Here is a 16,925-nt window from a genome sequence, read left to right as displayed (position 1 = left end):
CATACGCATTTATGGCCGCATACAACACCGAAACCGTTCTTACCGTTCACCATTGGAACGACACCCTCTTTAGTTTTACCACCACCCGCAATAAGGGTCTGCGCTTTCGTAGCGGCCACTTCTTGATGATTGGTCTCGAGGTTGAAGGCAAACCTTTGGTGCGTGCCTATAGCGTTGCCAGCCCGAACTATGAAGAGCATTTAGAATTTTTGAGTATTAAAGTTCAAGATGGTCCATTAACATCGCGCCTCCAGAAGATTCAAGTTGGAGATCCAATCCTAGTAAGCGAAAAGTCTGTTGGCACTTTGGTATTGGATGATCTAAATCCAGGAAAGCATCTCTACCTATTTAGTACTGGTACTGGTTTAGCTCCATTTATGAGCATCATCCGCGATCCAGAAACTTATGAAAAATTTGAGAAGGTTGTTCTCATTCATGGTGTTCGTCTAGTTAGCGAATTGGCTTATGCCGATTACATCCGTGACGAACTCACTCAAGATGAATTCTTGGGTGAACTCATTCGTGAAAAACTAATCTATTACCCAACAGTGACGCGTGAAGCATTCAAACACACTGGTCGCCTAACGACTGCAATTGAATCTGGTCAACTGTTTAAAGATATTGGCTTGCCTCCTCTCGATCCAGCAGTGGATCGTGCCATGATTTGCGGCAGCCCTTCCATGCTCAAAGAAACCTCTGAAATGTTGGACGCCAAGGGCTTCAAAGTTTCCCCAAGCCTTGGCCAGATGGGTGACTACGTCTTTGAACGTGCGTTCGTAGAGAAGTAATAAAGTCACCTCTATATATCTAGAAGTTATTTAGATATCGCTATATATTCCTTGTGGATATATAGACCCCTTGGTACATTGTCTCTAACGAGATATTTACCAAGGAAATGCAATGTCACCCGTCCGAGAGCATTACAACCCTGTAATTACCCAATTATTGCGTGAACATGACCGCCTCCCCCATGAGAAGGTCTCCGAGCGCAAAAGCTTTCAGCGTCAAATTCTATTCCTTATGAATGCCATCAAGCTCGAAGAGTTTGAGCAGTCCTTTGCTTAAGCTGAACGGAAACAGATAATGCTGCAATTCTTCTTGGACTCGTCTCACTTTATTATTTCCGGCGCACTTGTTGGCCTACTGGTCGGTATGACTGGTGTTGGTGGTGGCTCACTGATGACGCCACTACTAACCATTATTTTTGGTGTAGCGCCAACAACAGCGGTTGGAACGGATCTAGCCTTTGCAGCGATTACCAAGGGTTTTGGAACGGCTGCACATAGATTACATGGCAATGTGCGTTGGGATATTGTTCGCCTCCTTTGTATTGGAAGCATCACTACTGCAGTAATTTCAATTCTTGTGTTGAAGTTGATAGGGCCTGTCTCAAAAAATTTCAACCATTTCATCAGCCTTTCTATCGGTATTTCAGTTCTTTTAACGGCTGTTTCACTACTGTTTAGAACCAAGCTTTTGAAATGGGCACAGGATAATCCAGCATTCCTACCAACTGGGTCACGCCTAAAACTGGCTACTATTATTGTGGGCGCTGTCATTGGAGTACTCGTAACTATTTCCTCCATTGGAGCCGGCGCTATTGGCGCAACACTCATCCTCTTACTTTACCCACACCTTAAGCCTTCACAAGTTGCAGGAACAGACATTGCATACGCTGTACCACTTACAGCTTTGGCAGGCATTGGCCACTGGTGGCTTGGTAACGTACATTTTGTCTTACTCTTTGGGCTATTAATTGGGTCTGTCCCAGCAATTTGGTTAGGCGCAAAACTCTCCAGCATTTTGTCAGAGCGAATTACCAGGGCAACGCTTGCAACTACACTTTTTTTAGTTGGTATTAAATTGGTTTGCTCGTGATTACACCAGAATTTTGGGCGATTCCAACAGGCGCACTTCAACCAGCTGAGCTTGCTGAAAAATCTGCTGTTTTAAAGTGGCGCCTAGTGGATATTTCTAAACGCTTTGCTGATGTACGCTTTGCCACTAGCTTGGCGGCAGAAGACATGGTGATTACAGATGCAATTAACAAAGCACAGGCCAAGATCAAGCTATTTACTTTAGCGACTGGACGCCTGCATCAAGAAACTGTTGATATGGTCAAAACTACAGAAGATCACTACGGCATAGCTATTGAAAAGGTGTGCCCACAAGAAAGCGATGTTCAAGCTTTTATTGATCAATATGGGATGAATGGTTTTTACGAAGGCGAAGAACCCAAGAAAGCATGTTGTAGTGCTCGCAAGATCAAGCCACTAAATGCTGCACTCCTTGGCGCTGATGCATGGCTAACTGGCCAAAGACGTGAGCAATCGACTACGCGCACTGAACTGAATTTAGAGGAACTAGATGATGCCAGAGGCATCGCAAAGTTCAATCCTTTATTTGATTGGACTGAGGCAGACATTTGGACTTACATCAAACAAGAAAACGTTCCTATTCACCCATTGCACCTTAAGGGCTACCCCAGCATTGGCTGCGAGCCTTGCACCCGTCAGGTAAAGAAGGGTGAAGACATCCGCGCTGGTCGCTGGTGGTGGTTGCAAAGCGATAGCAAAGAGTGCGGTTTGCACGTCAACAAATAGTTCAAATTCAATATCAAAACTTAGTAGAAACAACTTACAGAATGTCAGAACAAAAATTACTTGATGATCACTTAGATTGGCTTGAAGCCGAATCGATCTACATCATCCGCGAAGTAGTGGCGCAGTGCGCTAATCCAGCTATGCTGTTCTCTGGCGGCAAAGACTCTATCGTGATGTTCCACTTAGCGCGCAAGGCATTTCAATTTGGCGATCGCCCTGTAAAGCTGCCATTTCCAATTTTGCACATTGACACCGGTCACAACTATCCTGAAGTGATCGCCTATCGTGATGCTGTAGTGGAAAAGACTGGTGTAAAGCTGATTGTTGGTCACGTTGAAGACTCCATCAAAAAAGGAACTGTTCGCCTGCGCAAAGAAACTGACTCACGTAATGCTGCGCAAGCCGTAACCCTACTCGAGGCTATTGCTGAATATGAATTCGATGCCCTGATGGGCGGCGCCCGCCGTGATGAAGAAAAAGCCCGCGCTAAAGAGCGCATCTTCTCCTTCCGCGATGAATTCGGGCAATGGGACCCTAAGGCACAACGCCCTGAACTCTGGAAACTCTATAACGCCCGTATCGCCAAAGGCGAGAACATGCGCGTGTTCCCAATCTCCAACTGGACTGAGCTCGATATCTGGCAATACATTTCTCGCGAGAAATTAGAACTTCCAAGCATCTACTACACACACAAACGTGAAGTGGTGAAGAAAAATAATTTATTAGTTCCGGTAACTGATGTAACGCCAAAAGCAGCCGGTGACATCGGCGAAATACTAAATGTACGTTTTCGCACCGTAGGTGATATTAGTTGCACCTGCCCCGTGTTGAGCACTGCAGCCACCCCACTGGAGATCATTGCCGAAACTGCCATTACTGAAGTCACTGAGCGTGGCGCAACCCGCATGGACGATCAAACCAATGAGGCCTCCATGGAGCGCCGCAAGAAAGAAGGTTACTTCTGATGACTACCAATCAAAATCAAAACGTTGTTCGCTTCATTACCGCTGGTAGCGTAGATGATGGAAAAAGTACCCTGATTGGGCGCCTGCTTTATGACACTAAATCTATTTTGGTGGATCAACTGGAATCTCTTTCAAAGACTAAGCATGCACGCGTCACCTCATCTGATGCAGGCGTTGATCTAGCATTGCTAACGGATGGCCTAGAGGCTGAGCGTGAGCAAGGCATCACTATTGATGTGGCTTATCGCTACTTCTCTACCCCAAAGCGTAAGTTCATTGTTGCTGATGCTCCAGGTCACGAGCAATACACTCGTAACTTAGTGACTGGTGCATCTCAATCTGATGTTGCCGTCATTTTGGTTGATGCAACACGTGTTGATCTCAATACCACTCCAGCTACTTTATTGGCGCAGACTAAACGTCATGCAGCGATTGTGCATTTATTGGGACTACGTCATGTGGTATTTGCCGTCAATAAGATGGACTTATATGAGTTTGATGAAAAAGTATTCAATACCATCAAGACTTCCATTGAAGATCTCACCCAGAAAATTGGTCTACCTAAGTCAACCTTGATTCCAATCTCCGCATTACTTGGCGCCAACGTCGTTACTGCCAGCAAAAATACACCTTGGTATAAAGGACCCACCCTTTTGGAGTGGCTAGAGAGTTTGGATACTAGCCCCGAGTCTGAAAAGTTAGCACTCCGCCTCCCAGTTCAGTACGTTGCACGTCAAGATGGCAGTGCTTCTGATGACTTCCGTGGCTACCTTGGCGAAATCGAGTCTGGCACTATCCGCAAGGGCCAAAAGATTAAAGTTCTGCCAAGCGGGTCTGAAGCGACTGTTACCGAGATTTATTTAGGCAATCGCTCCAGTAGCAAGCAAGCTAATGGCAATAATGCGGTGGATTCTGCCGAAACAGGTCAAGCGGTAGCCATTCAATTATCTGAAGATATTGATGTGTCTCGCGGCTCTTTATTTATTAGCGCCGAAGATAATCACCCGCCGGTACTAAGTAAGCAACTTTCTGCTGATTTATGCTGGTTAGATAGCGAGCCACTTTCATTGAGTCGTAAATATGCTTTACGTCACACCACTAATACTGTTGGTGCGAAAGTAAAGAATATTCAACAGGTTCTAGACGTGCAAACCTTATCTCAAGCAAGGGATGTACAAACACTATCTACCAACGAGATTGGCCGTATTGATTTTATTTTGCAAAAGCCAATAGTTGCGGACCTATTTGATCAATCTCAGCGTACTGGAGCCTTTATCTTAATTGATGAGGCCACTAACCATACAGTTGCGGCAGGCATGATTCGTGAGGTAGCACCTCAGTAAACCGATCGATTTACAGGTACTTACTGACTGTAATATTAATTATCGCTCCACCAAGCACTAGCCACAGGAATAGAATGGCAGCCAACTTCAATGGCCTTGTTCCTGCCTTGGCTATTGCGGAAAGATGGGTTGTCAAACCAAGGGCACCCATAGCTAATGCCAATAAAAAATTATCTAGATAGATAAGGCCAGTACGGACATTTTGGCTGATGTAGCCCGTTGAATTAATCCCAATAGCAATCAAAAAGAAGATTGCAAATACTGGGAAAAATTTACCGATAGACTTTTTTGTATCGCCACTGGTCGCATTTCCAGTCGCAGAGGTTTTTCCTGTCTTTTCAGAAAACGATAAAAAGGCTGAAACGCCAATTAAAAATGGTGCCAACATCATGACTCGCACCATTTTGGCAATTACAGCTGTATTAGTGACATCATCACCAATTGCACCTGCTGTTGCGACTACCTGAGCAACCTCATGAATAGTGGAGCCAATATAGATGCCAAATTTTTCTGGGCTGCAATACTCGGGATAATGAAGTAAAGCGTAAGAATAAATTATTGGATAAATAAAAATAGAAATAGTTCCAAAAATCACAATGGTAGAAATTGCAACGGCAACCCGTTCATTGCTTGCCTTCAGAATAGGTTCAGTCGCTAAGATGGCGGCCGCACCACAAATTGAACTACCCGCACCAATCAAAATCGAAGTATCTCGGTCTAGTTTGAAATATTTCACACCCAGATATACCGCCAAGATGAATGTGGATGTCAGCATGACCGCATCAATCACAATGCCGCCAATGCCGACATCACCAATATCTTGGAATGTTAGTCTGAAACCATACAAAATAATCCCTAAGCGCAGCACTTTTTGCTTGGAAAAATTAATTCCAGAACCGCAATAAGAAATCAAAAATTTATAAATTGGCATATTGCCAATTGCAATGCCAATCAAAATAGCTAAAGTAAGAATACTTAAGCCATTTCTTCCCAAAGCAGGGTACCTACTAGACATTTCTATAGCCACCAAGGCAACTATGGTTGCGAATAATATTCCTGGGATATTTTTAATAAATGACATTACTGAGGTGGTATCTATGCAATCAACTCACTGAAATACTCATGTTGATCAGTATTCAGGGTGGATACTCGCCATTCAATAGGATCATCCTGGATACCAAGCGCAACTCTACGGATCACCAATACAGGAGAGTTGGACTTTATGCCAAGCCACTCAGCATGTTGCTTGCTTGCAAGCCCCGCTCTTAAACGTTCGCTACTACGAACTACGGTCTGTCCATATTTCATTTGATACAGCTGATAGATACTTCCCTCACGATTGATGTAATCAGCCCGTGTGAGCTTCTGAAAGCGTTTCTTATCTAATGTGATCTGGTCAATCATCACACATTTATTTTCTAAGTAAAGGCAATTGACTAGACGCCATACTGCTGCACCTTCCTTAATTGCAAGCTTACTAGCCTCTTCTTTATTTGCAATAGCACTCGTTAAAGAAACAAGATCAACCCTGGGGTGACTCTTTTTATCGGCATCATGTTTTACAACGTGGAAAAAGTAATACAACAAACGCTTGAGATCATGCTCAGCAACATAGGTACCCCTGCCTTGGCGACGAACCACAATACCTTCAGCAACTAACTCGTCCACCGCTTTACGCAGGGTTCCTATAGATACATCTAATTCTTTAGATAGATCCTTTTCAGCAGGCAAGGCCTGCCCCATAGGGTATCGACCCCTGACCAGATCCTCGGTGATCTTTTGCTTTACCTCTTGATAAGCGGTCAGGGACTTCATACTTTAATACTTATGCTGATTCGTATAAACGAGTTAATACGAATTCACGGTGCCCGAGAATCTCGGAAGCAGTTAATTCACCATCAGCCGTACGTACAAGGCACTCTAATAGTTTATTACCAGCATCATCCATATTCTCTTCACGACGCAAGAGTCCAGACACATCAACGTCAATGTGCTCACCCATCGTACGAACTGTTTTCGGATTAGCGCAAATCTTAATCACGGGAAGAATTGCATTACCGATCACGTTGCCCTGCCCTGTTGGGAAGAAGTGAGCAGCAAATCCAGCGGCAGCACACAAGGTCACCATTTCAGCAGCAGCTGATGAGGAATCCATAAAGTGCAAACCCGGGATCTTAGGCTCTTCACCCTTATCTAGGACGCTATCAACGATACATTTCTTACCGATCTTCTGAATATTGCCCAAGGCTTTTTCTTCAATCGTAGTCAATCCACCGGCAATATTGCCTTTAGTTGGCTGTGAGTCAGATAAGTCGCTTGTTTTATGACGCTCAATAACATCCTGATAACGATCAAACATTTCGCGGAACTTTTTCTTTACTTCTGGAGTGCGGCAACGTGCTTCAACCAAATGCTCGCCACCTGTTAACTCTGTAGTCTCACCGAAAACCAAGGTAGAACCAATGCCATAGAGCTTGTCAAATGCATCACCAACGGTTGGGTTAGCACCGCAACCAGATGTTGTATCAGACTCACCGCACTTGGTGGATACCCATAATTCAGATAAAGGTGCTTTAACCCGCTTTTGCTTAGAGGCATGCTTCATCATTTGGTATGCAACTTTGCTAGCAGAAGCAATCGTAGCTGTATCGCCATTACCTTCAATCCAGAAACCTTCAACTGGCTTACCGGAAGCTTTAATGCCATCCACTACAATTTTTGTCCATTGTGGTTCAATACCGATTACCACTACAGCGGCTACGTTTGGATTAGAACCCGTACCAATCAAGGTGCGAAAGTGTAGATCCAAGTCGGCACCAAACTGCAGGCGTCCATATGAGTGAGGAATAGCCTGAGTTCCTTTGATGTTGTTTGCCACAGCTTCGCAAGCTGCATTGGACAAATCATCTAAAGGCAAAATTAATACGTGATTACGAATTCCCATGCGGCCATTTTCACGGCGGTAACCCATGAAGCTCGCGTCTTTCAAATTAATCATCTTGTTTTCTTTCTAAATGAATGGGTGAATAAGAGTCTGGATTACCAGCGCTTAGTTTTTACGTTTTGGACATGAAGGTGCTCGCCTTTTTTAATGGGAGCTACAACCTTGCCGATGTCCACGCCATACTTCATCACCGTATCGCCTGACTTAAATTCATTTAATGAGATTTTGTGACCGATTGGAATATCACTCTCAGATTTCATATTGAGCGTTAAATCTCCGTCCATCACCCAACCAATTAAATCGTCTCCAGCTTTTACGCCTTCAACAACCACTACACCTACGCCATCTCCTGGCTCATGCACGACAAAATGGATCATTATCTTCTCCTCATTAATCCCATTGATTGACTGCTAACTCCATGACTGGCGGATGCCAGCCCGAATTTCTTCTACGACTACATCAGAAACATTCACACCCTCTTTAAAGCCTGAGGCTCGCTGTTTAAAACGTCTTTGCCCTGGAACACGGGTTCCCGAATCGGATGCCATGGTTTTTAAAAGCTCTTGCATCTTCTTTACAAATACCTGACTACCTGCCAAGCCTGGATCAATAGTTAGCAAAAGTTGGCCGATACGCGGACGATTACCTTTAGCATCAAAAAAGGAATCTGCCTCGTAGGAAAAACGGCTTCCGGATAGACCAACCACTAGCAACTCAATAATTAACGCGAGCAAGGCACCTTTATCACCGCCTAAAGGAACCATCAATCCCTTGAGCCCCTCATTTGGATCAGTCGTTGGTTTGCCTTCAGCAGTTAATGCCCAGCCTTCTGGAATAGATTCACCTTTTTTAGCGGCAACCAACAATTTGCCTCGAGCCACTGCGGAGAGCGACATATCAATTACTAACGGGTCATGCTTAACAACCGGAAATGCTGCCGCCAATGGGTTAGTACCAAATAGCGCTTTGCTGCCACCAACCATTGGCATAGCTGCTGGCGTATTGCCAAACAGTAAAGAGATATAACCAGCGCGCGCTGCTGCTTCAGCAAAGTGCCCAGCAACCCCAAAGTGATGGCTGTTGGTAACGGCAACAAGGCCCACTCCAGTCTTAGAGGCTAAATTCACAGATAAGTCAGTAGCAAATCGTAACGCCGGAAATGCGAGACCATCACACGCATCCACCAATGCAGCAGATGCCTTATAAGGTCGCACCTTCACTTTTGGTGATAACTCAATTCGACCATTTTTAGCATGCCCAGCATACTGAGAAACACGCGCCAGTCCATGAGAAGCCAATCCGTCAAGCTCAGCTAGAGCTAGAAATTGCGCAGTCTCAAAGGCTGCTTTTTCTCCAATGCCCGCTGCCTGCAATCCAGATGAGGCTAGCTCAACCATCTTTTGATAAGACAAATTCATCTTATGCTCCTAAAAACTGATTAACTTCATCAGCAATCATTTGACTAACGCGCTCATTACTCTCATGAGTCACGCCTGCAATATGAGGGGTAAGAATGAGATTTTCAATTCCAGCAAAGTGACTTAAATCTTTAGCCGGTTCACTCTCAAACACATCAATCGCTGCTCCACCTAGACGCCCAGAGCGCAAGCGTTCTGCAAGCGCCTTCTCATCAACAATGCCACCACGCGCAGTATTAACCAGGCATGCACCGGACTTCATTTGATCGAGAATTGAAGCATTAAATAAGTTCTTTGTTTCTGGCAGAAATGGAAGATGCAAAGTGACCGCATCACTTTTTGCAAGCAGCTCTTGTAAAGAGAGCAAAGGTACTGTGAACCCATCAAGCTCAACAGATTCTCCAGATAGCATTGGGTCATAAGCAAGACACTGCAAGCCAAAAGCATGTGCTTTTTTAGCCACCACTCTGCCTATGCTTCCAAAACCAACGATCCCAATAGTCTTACCCAAAAACTCATGGTAACTAGAGAAACGTGGGCGAGGCCACTCGCTATTCAAAGTTGAAATTGTTGCCGGAATAAACCCTCTAGTTAATGCAACCGCAGCACCTACAACGTACTCAGCTACAGACTCAGCATTGGCACCTGTCGCAGGAATAACCTTGATATTGCGTTTGGCACAAGCAGGCAATTCAATATTTTCAAGACCGACACCGAGTCGACCCACTACCTTCAAGTGTGGCGCGCCAGCCAAAATCTCTTCATTCACCTGGGTAAGGTTGCGAACAATCAACCCCTCGATATTTTGCAGTGCAGCAATAAGGGCTGGACGGTCTTTATATAGCTCTGGCTCATAAACCACTGCATGTTTAGAACGCAGGGTTTCTAGGGCTTGACTTGTGATGAACTCGGAGATCAAAATAGATGACATATCTAAATCATATAGATGATTTAGATATCTTGCAAGACCCCAATTATTGTGTAGTGCGATTATGAATAAGATTGCATCAGGCAATGGCTGGAGGAGACACTAGAAATACATAAGCTTATAACTAACAAATAGAGATCGCACCATTTTTTAGATGCATATGCAGATAAGATATTGAGATCAAATTACCATCGGAGATAGTAAGCATGTTTAAGCAAGATATCAGCAAGCTAGGGAAAAAATTTCTATTAATTGCAGGCTCACTAGCACTGCTAGCCTCACCTTTGGCGAATGCGCAAAACTGGCCAACAAAACCCATAAAACTTGTCATTCCTTTTGCTGCTGGAGGTACTACCGATATACTCGGGCGCCTACTAGCTCAGCAACTGACAAAAGATCTTGGTCAAAACGTCATTGTTGAAAATAAGCCTGGCGCTGGTGGAAATATAGCGGCTGAATATGTTGCTCAGTCATCTGCTGACGGATATACCATCATGCTTGCTTCGGGCAGCATGCTTACGGTAAATCCATCGCTCTATAAGAAATTGCCGGTTAACTATGCCAAGGACTTTGTCTACATTACCAACGTAGCAAGTGGACCCATGCTCTTATCCGTTAGCAATAAGATTCCCGTAAAGAATGTCGCTGAATTCATTGCTTATGCCAAAACTAAAGATCTGAACTTTGGCTCAGCAGGTATTGGCAGCCAGGTTCATATGGCCGAGGAAAACTTTACCTACACAGCAGGAATTCCTGCTACACACGTGCCTTATAAGGGCGAATCAGCAGCACTGAATGATCTGGTTGCTGGTCAGATTGACTTTATGGTGGGCAACCTAACAGCAGCAGCAGGTTTTGCGAAGGCCGCTCAAATTAAACCTTTGGCAGTCACCAGCTTAAAGCGTTCCAAACAATTGCCTGATGTTCCCACTGTCGCTGAATCGGGTATACCTGGATATGAATCTACTGGCTGGTTTGGATTGGTTGCTCCAGCAAACACCCCAAAAGTAATCACCGATAAGATTTATGCAGCCACTGTTAAAGCCGTAAATTCAGAAGCATTACGAACTAGCTTAGATTTAAACGGACTCACTGCAGTAGTCAATAATCAGAAGGAATTTGAATCCCAAGTGAAAGCCGAATCAGTGGCCTGGGAGAAAGTGATTAAGGGCAGAAATATTAGTGCCCAATAAGATATTGCACCATCCCAAAAAAGCGAAGTCAAAAACTTCGCTTTTTTGTTTTAAAGCTGACGAGTCAACAGCATCGTTCCAGCAAAAATTAGAATTGATCCATAAGCCACCCTCATAGCAGCGTTACTCAATTTAGTATGAACATGGGTCCCCAACCAAATGCCAAGAAAAGTTGCAGGCATGAGACAAATTGCCAAACCAACAACCGGCCAACTTAGAATCAAACCGGTCACCAACATTAAAGTCAGACGCAAAAATGTCAACATGAAGATTGCAAACGCCATGGTAGCGCGTAATGCCTTAGGATCATTGATCCGTAAGCCTAGATAAGAAACGTAGATCGGACCACCCGTGGCAAATAATGCTGTAAAGGTGCCTCCAAAAAATCCAAATGGTGCCGCCCACCATTTATTAATTGGCTCATGCATTTCTGAATTTCTCTGCCACAGGACCCGAGCTCCATTAATCGCAGCAAAGCAACCTAATGTGATTAATAGCGGCTCACTTGGTGCTTTGACCAACAAATAAATTCCTAGAACCATGCCAATTAGGCTAAATGGGAACAGCCATTTAAGCTCCTTGAGATTGGCATCTTGAGATGATTTTCTGCCGACATATAAAGAGGCGCAGATATCAATAATGACCATCATTGGGACCACTGTTTTTAATGGAAATATCTGAACCAGTAGTGGTACAGAAATGATTGATGACCCGAATCCTGAGATGCCAAAAATGAAATATGCAACAAAAATCACCAGCATCGCTATTCCAAACTGGATGGGGTCGATCAGATCAAAAATATTAAGCCTCGACTAAGATAGTTTGACCCGGCTTAATCATCGTAAATTGAACAGGACGATTTTCAATCTTTAACTCTTGGCAGTTGAAATTAACTGCAGTGAAATAGGAGTCTTCAAGTGATCCTGGCTCTGGAAAGTCATCCCGATAATGAGCGCCTCTAGAATTCTCCCTAGCAATAGCTGCCTCAGTGACAGCCTGACTCACCAAAATCAGGTTTTGTAAATTCATCCAATCTTGCCAAGTATTGCTATATTCCCGCTGAATGTCGCCCACACCCATTTGATTTAACTGGGCAGCCAACTGCTTTAAGGTTTGACGTGCGCGTAATAAGCAATCTTTTGTTCTCGAAATACCAACGTCATCCCACATACATTCTGCAAGCGCCTCGCGGACTGCTTCAATATCACCAGCCGCTTTTTTCAATGGTGCTTCATGCGCCTCAATACTTGCCGCGACCTCATCCATATTACAGGCGCTTAGCTGTTGAGAGGAAACCCAATGAGCCATTGCCTCCCCTGCAATTCCGCCAAATACTGTTGAATTAGCAACACCATTACCGCCCAAGCGGTTGGCGCCATGTACGCCACCTGTATCTTCACCGGCTGCAAATAGACCCGGAAGATCCGTGCTGCAATCTTTCCTGAAAACTAAGCCGCCGATCATGTAATGCGCAGTTGGGACAACCTCTACCAAATCATTTGCAAGATCAAATCCACTATCAGCGCAACGCTCAACCATACCTTTAAATTGCTTACGTACATTATCGGGGCCTAAATGGCTCATTTGAATATAAACACCACCATTCGGAGTAGCGCGCCCTGCGCGAATTTCCGAATTAATCGATCGAGAAACAATATCTCTGGTAGCGCGCTCATTACGTGGATCGTAATTGCCCATAAAGCGCTCTTGATTACCATTCAATAAATACCCACCAGCGCCACGCAAACCTTCTTCTAGCACTGTTCCCGTCATCCGAGTGCCAGGCCCCGCCAATAAACCGGTAGGATGAAACTGGACCATCTCCATATCACGCAATGTTAGGCCGGCCCGTAATGCCATGGCTAAACCATCGCAACTCTTATCGCCAGACGGTGTGTGGTACTTATACATGGTTGGACCACCCCCAGTTGCAAGCAGTACAGCCTTAGCGCGCACTAATACAAACTTACCCGTCTGCATATCAAGCATCAATACACCTGCAAGTGATTTTCCATCTTGACTATGAATCAACTCAATCGCGCGATGCTCTTCAAGTCGATTGATTCCGCGAGACCAAACTTGTTCGGCGAGACGATTGATAATCTCAATGCCCGTTAGGTCACCCTTATGAACAGTGCGGTCAAAAGTTTGACCAGCAAACGCTTTTTGATGAACTGTGCCGTCAGGATTGCGGTCAAAAAAGCAACCTAATTCATTTTCTAGTTCGTGAATACGCTCAACCGCTTTGCTAACTAGCGTCCAGGCTAGATCTTGATCGGAGAGCCATTTACCGCCCTCAATCGTATCCATAAAATGTCGCTCAACAGAATCACCTTTTGCCAGAGCCACGTTGTAACCACCCTGCACCATCCGAGTACAGCCACACTTTCCTAATAATCCTTTAACTGCAATCGTGATATTTAAACTAGGGTTCGCCTGATGTGCGTGCAAAGCCGCAAAGAGGCCGGCGCCTCCTGACCCCAAAATCAAAATATCGGTATCTATTATTGGGATCGTGTTCATGAAGTAATCCCAAGACTTTTTAGCACCGCTTCTTTTTTGTTGGCAACATCACTTTTTACTTCTTGATAGATACTTCCACCATGACTATCCATTGCCACCAGCAATGGACCAAAATCCTTAATCCTGAAGCGCCATAAAGACTCTGGATTGAGATCATCCATATCCACATCTTCAATCTGCTCGATCCAGGTTGTCTCCAGGGCCGCAGTGCCACCAATAATAGCCAAGTAAACACCGCCTAACTCTTTAAATGCCTCTGCCGAGCCCTCGCGCATACCGCCTTTGCCCACAATCATGCGCACACCGTTTTGAGTCATCAATGGAAGAGTAAAGCGCTCCATACGATCCGATGTAGTCGTGCCAATGCAGATAGGCTCATATCCCGCAGGAAACTTATCACTTACCGGCACCTTACGAACATTTGGAGCTGTATGAATAACTGCATGGCCATTCAAATCAAATCGCGTTTTACGATCATGGTCAAACATATGGATCTGAGTCGCATCGCGAATGCCAAATAAAGTAGTTTGCAAAGTCACGGTATCGTTAATGCGAAGTTTGCGAATATCTTCTTCACTTACGGGTGTTGCTAGGTTGTAATGTGCCATCCGTCGTCTTCCTAGAATCCGTAGGTTACGCCAGCAGGCGTAAAAGTTGCGCGTGCTCTACGAGCTGAGTGACATTGCATATTGACTGCAACAGGATTCAAAGTAATGTGAGTATGAGCTAGCTCAACTTGCACTGCAAACGCAGTTCCATCGCCGCCGAGCCCTTGTGGACCAATTCCAAGTTGGTTAACAGCAGCACTAAGCTCTTTCTCCAGCTTGGCACCCTCTTCATCACTGCAAACACTACCTAACTCACGGGTTGCCGCTCGTTTTGCCATAGCAACGCATTGATCTGATGTGCCGCCAATGCCAATACCCACAATCGTTGGCGGGCAAGTCTTACCCCCAGCAGAGACGACACTCTCTATCACAAATGCTTTAACTCCCTTAATGCCATCTGCAGGGATCGCCATTTTTAAAAAGGAATTATTCTCCGAGCCACTTCCCTTTGGCACCATTTCAATTTCGACTGATTCTGCTTCATCAAAAAAATCAATATGAATGGCCGGCATATCAATTCCACAAGAGGTGTGATTATTTTTACGAGTAATCGGATGTACCACCGAGGATCTCAGTGGATACTCTTTAGTGGCACGCTCACAACCCTTGCGAATAGCCGCCTTTAATGCCATGCCATCAAATTGCACATTGGCACCAATCTTCACGTTATAAATCGGTAGACCCGTATCTTGGCAAAGAAGATTGTCTTCGCGCTCGGCTACAGTGATATTGGTAATCATGGTCTTCAAGACCACTTGAGCGCGCGAATCTGTCTCAGTCTTATCCAATCTATTAATGCCGGCCTTAATATCATCAGGCAAAACCTTCAGAGCGCGAATGTAGAGCTCTTTACAAGCCTCTTCCACTAAATTCATTTGTAATTGCATATCAGCCTAATCAATTAGCAAAATATAAAAATAAAAGTCCACAAGCAATAGCGAACAAGATAGAGAGCTGTATCCAACCCTTGCGTAAACCCTTCCAAGGGCCAAACTCAATCATCAGAAGACGTATTCCACCAGCCAAATGAACGGCTAGCAAAATCACAAGAACCCACTCTCCAAACTTAAATACCCAGAAATCCGTTAAAGCTAAGGATTTTTCAAAGCCCTGTGCACCTCGCAAGGATTGGGAGAGCATTAAAAAGTGTAGTGGAATAAAGCATGCCAATAACAGACCAGAAAAGCGATGGCATACATATGCGAAATAAGACAAGTGACTTTTAGCACGGTAATCCAATTTGGGCCTGGAGTTCATGACTGACCCCCTGTAAATACCCCAATGACTGCTAGAGTACCAAGAACCAAAATTAGCAAAGCCAGAATCCAAGATACGGGCCTAGCTAACCCACTGTTAGGATAAGTCTCCTGCAAAATATTCGCAACGCCGATTGGCGCATGTACAAAACAGGCAATAACAAACACTTCATAAAAAATGGCAAATAGGACGTTGCCTTGAGTGCGGCCTAATATCTCTTGAGCACTTAAGCCACCTCTAATGGCGTAAAAAATGATCAGTAAGTGAATCGCTACACAAAGTCCAAGCACCATAGCACTAATTCTTTGTGCATACCAAAGCTTTGCCTGCAGGATGCCCGTACTCATAACTTGCCCCATCTACTTCCGCGGACAGCAGCCTTTGCCACCAACTTTTTCAGGCCGGCAATGCTTGCTGTCGGCTCAATAGCCTTCGGACAACGTTCTGTGCAAGAGCCTTGTGTATGACATGCATGGCAGCCAGCATCGCCTGCTACGGCACGCATACGCTCAACTTGCTGAATATCCCTTACATCATTCGTTAGTGTCCAGGCGCGATTTAATGCAGCCGGACCCAGATAATTTGGCCTAGACTCTACAACCTCACAAGAGGCATAACAAACACCACAACCAATACATTCAATTCCTGCATTAGCTAACTGACGCTCTACAGAATTTGGTTCGACCTTAGCAAAATCATCATGGCGAGTTTGATTGCCTTTAAAGAATCCAACCGCACCTTTCCACTTATTAAAAAACTCTCGCATGTCTGTTGCGAGGTCTTTAATAACGGGTAAGTTGTTCAAGGGGGCAATCTCTAATGAATCACCTTCAAGAATTTGAGAGACGTGCGTACGACAAGTCCAGCGAGCTACACCATTAACAGTCATAGCGCAGGAGCCACACATACCTACCCGACAAGCAAAGCGATAGCTAAGGGTGGGATCGAGTTTCCTCTGAATATAGGTAACTACATCCAAAACCGTTTGATTTGGGTTGCGAGGCACAAGGTATTCAACAAACTCCCCTTCCTGGGAGCCGCGCCACACCCTTACTTTGAGATCAGTATTTGACATACATCCATTATATTGACGAATAGTAAAAAATAAATCGAATTAATTTTTCTTTGAGATAAAGTATTTAT

General features: G+C 44.7%; 20 protein-coding genes. 7 read left to right on the top strand and 13 right to left on the bottom strand.

Going from position 1 to position 16,925, the window contains the following annotated elements; genetic code table 11:
• Positions 1-11: 11 nt before the first annotated feature.
• The 6 genes from ICE90_RS03935 to ICE90_RS03910 all read left to right on the top strand — a co-directional run bounded on the left by ICE90_RS03935 (position 12) and on the right by ICE90_RS03910 (position 4,911).
• Positions 12-788: a ferredoxin--NADP reductase gene (locus tag ICE90_RS03935; protein ID WP_215359491.1), complete on the top strand. Its 777-nt coding sequence runs from the start codon at positions 12-14 to the stop codon at positions 786-788.
• A 112-nt stretch (positions 789-900) separates the two neighbouring features.
• On the top strand, positions 901-1,065 hold the full coding sequence (locus ICE90_RS03930) for a hypothetical protein (protein ID WP_192846858.1): 165 nt from the start codon (positions 901-903) through the stop codon (positions 1,063-1,065).
• An 18-nt stretch (positions 1,066-1,083) separates the two neighbouring features.
• Positions 1,084-1,878: a sulfite exporter TauE/SafE family protein gene (locus ICE90_RS03925; protein WP_216191009.1), complete on the top strand. Its 795-nt coding sequence runs from the start codon at positions 1,084-1,086 to the stop codon at positions 1,876-1,878.
• A complete protein-coding gene (locus ICE90_RS03920; RefSeq protein ID WP_216191008.1) occupies positions 1,875-2,603 on the top strand; it encodes a phosphoadenylyl-sulfate reductase in 729 nt (242 codons plus the stop codon). The genes ICE90_RS03925 and ICE90_RS03920 overlap by 4 nt, the downstream gene beginning before the upstream one ends.
• A 41-nt stretch (positions 2,604-2,644) precedes the next feature.
• Entirely contained in the window at positions 2,645-3,568 is a 924-nt protein-coding gene (cysD, locus tag ICE90_RS03915; protein ID WP_216191007.1) for a sulfate adenylyltransferase subunit CysD, read from the top strand.
• Positions 3,568-4,911 (top strand): sulfate adenylyltransferase subunit 1, encoded by a 1,344-nt coding sequence (locus ICE90_RS03910; protein WP_216191006.1) that lies wholly within the window; start codon positions 3,568-3,570, stop codon positions 4,909-4,911. Before cysD ends, ICE90_RS03910 begins: the two co-directional genes overlap by 1 nt.
• Before the next feature lie 10 nt (positions 4,912-4,921).
• Here the strand turns inward: ICE90_RS03910 and ICE90_RS03905 are convergent, their stop codons facing one another.
• Genes ICE90_RS03905 through ICE90_RS03880 form a run of 6 tightly spaced genes read right to left on the bottom strand, consistent with a single transcriptional unit; the run spans position 4,922 to position 10,204 of the window.
• The gene (locus ICE90_RS03905) at positions 4,922-5,992 is read right to left on the bottom strand and encodes a YeiH family protein (protein ID WP_216191005.1); all 1,071 of its coding nucleotides are present in this window, start codon (positions 5,990-5,992) and stop codon (positions 4,922-4,924) included.
• 14 nt (positions 5,993-6,006) lie between these two features.
• On the bottom strand, positions 6,007-6,726 hold the full coding sequence (locus ICE90_RS03900) for a GntR family transcriptional regulator (RefSeq protein ID WP_216191004.1): 720 nt from the start codon (positions 6,724-6,726) through the stop codon (positions 6,007-6,009).
• Between the two features lie 10 nt (positions 6,727-6,736).
• Positions 6,737-7,909 carry a UxaA family hydrolase gene (locus ICE90_RS03895; protein ID WP_216863823.1) on the bottom strand — a complete coding sequence of 391 codons (1,173 nt, stop codon included), beginning with the start codon at positions 7,907-7,909 and terminating at the stop codon, positions 6,737-6,739.
• A gap of 41 nt (positions 7,910-7,950) precedes the next feature.
• Positions 7,951-8,232 carry a flagellar biosynthesis protein FlgA gene (locus ICE90_RS03890; RefSeq protein ID WP_215321663.1) on the bottom strand — a complete coding sequence of 94 codons (282 nt, stop codon included), beginning with the start codon at positions 8,230-8,232 and terminating at the stop codon, positions 7,951-7,953.
• Positions 8,233-8,265: 33 nt separating this feature from the next.
• On the bottom strand, positions 8,266-9,273 hold the full coding sequence (locus ICE90_RS03885; protein WP_216191002.1) for an Ldh family oxidoreductase: 1,008 nt from the start codon (positions 9,271-9,273) through the stop codon (positions 8,266-8,268).
• Between the two features lies 1 nt (position 9,274).
• A complete protein-coding gene (locus ICE90_RS03880) occupies positions 9,275-10,204 on the bottom strand; it encodes a hydroxyacid dehydrogenase (RefSeq protein ID WP_216191000.1) in 930 nt (309 codons plus the stop codon).
• A 203-nt stretch (positions 10,205-10,407) separates the two neighbouring features.
• Here ICE90_RS03880 and ICE90_RS03875 point away from each other — a divergent pair, with 203 nt between their 5' ends.
• Positions 10,408-11,394, top strand: coding sequence for a tripartite tricarboxylate transporter substrate binding protein (locus ICE90_RS03875; RefSeq protein ID WP_216190998.1), 987 nt, complete (start codon positions 10,408-10,410; stop codon positions 11,392-11,394).
• Positions 11,395-11,444: 50 nt separating this feature from the next.
• Here the strand turns inward: ICE90_RS03875 and ICE90_RS03870 are convergent, their stop codons facing one another.
• From ICE90_RS03870 to ICE90_RS03840, 7 genes are read right to left on the bottom strand one after another with little or no spacing between them, the layout of a single operon-like run.
• A complete protein-coding gene (locus ICE90_RS03870; RefSeq protein ID WP_216190996.1) occupies positions 11,445-12,155 on the bottom strand; it encodes a sulfite exporter TauE/SafE family protein in 711 nt (236 codons plus the stop codon).
• A 40-nt stretch (positions 12,156-12,195) separates the two neighbouring features.
• On the bottom strand, positions 12,196-13,917 hold the full coding sequence (locus ICE90_RS03865; protein WP_216190995.1) for an L-aspartate oxidase: 1,722 nt from the start codon (positions 13,915-13,917) through the stop codon (positions 12,196-12,198).
• Positions 13,914-14,525 (bottom strand): fumarate hydratase C-terminal domain-containing protein, encoded by a 612-nt coding sequence (locus tag ICE90_RS03860; RefSeq protein ID WP_216190994.1) that lies wholly within the window; start codon positions 14,523-14,525, stop codon positions 13,914-13,916. The genes ICE90_RS03865 and ICE90_RS03860 overlap by 4 nt, the downstream gene beginning before the upstream one ends.
• An 11-nt stretch (positions 14,526-14,536) precedes the next feature.
• Positions 14,537-15,412, bottom strand: coding sequence for a fumarate hydratase (locus ICE90_RS03855; protein ID WP_216190993.1), 876 nt, complete (start codon positions 15,410-15,412; stop codon positions 14,537-14,539).
• Positions 15,413-15,422: 10 nt separating this feature from the next.
• On the bottom strand, positions 15,423-15,782 hold the full coding sequence (sdhC, locus tag ICE90_RS03850) for a succinate dehydrogenase, cytochrome b556 subunit (protein WP_216190992.1): 360 nt from the start codon (positions 15,780-15,782) through the stop codon (positions 15,423-15,425).
• Positions 15,779-16,129, bottom strand: coding sequence for a succinate dehydrogenase (locus ICE90_RS03845; protein WP_216190991.1), 351 nt, complete (start codon positions 16,127-16,129; stop codon positions 15,779-15,781). The genes sdhC and ICE90_RS03845 overlap by 4 nt, the downstream gene beginning before the upstream one ends.
• The gene (locus ICE90_RS03840; RefSeq protein ID WP_216190990.1) at positions 16,126-16,857 is read right to left on the bottom strand and encodes a succinate dehydrogenase/fumarate reductase iron-sulfur subunit; all 732 of its coding nucleotides are present in this window, start codon (positions 16,855-16,857) and stop codon (positions 16,126-16,128) included. The genes ICE90_RS03845 and ICE90_RS03840 overlap by 4 nt, the downstream gene beginning before the upstream one ends.
• Positions 16,858-16,925 lie beyond the last annotated feature (68 nt).

Origin of the sequence: Polynucleobacter sp. AP-RePozz3-80-G7, from assembly GCF_018882145.1 — a bacterium.
GTDB lineage: Bacteria > Pseudomonadota > Gammaproteobacteria > Burkholderiales > Burkholderiaceae > Polynucleobacter.
The sequence above is the reverse complement of the archived record's forward strand: the minus strand, read 5'-3'. Positions and strand labels throughout refer to the sequence as shown.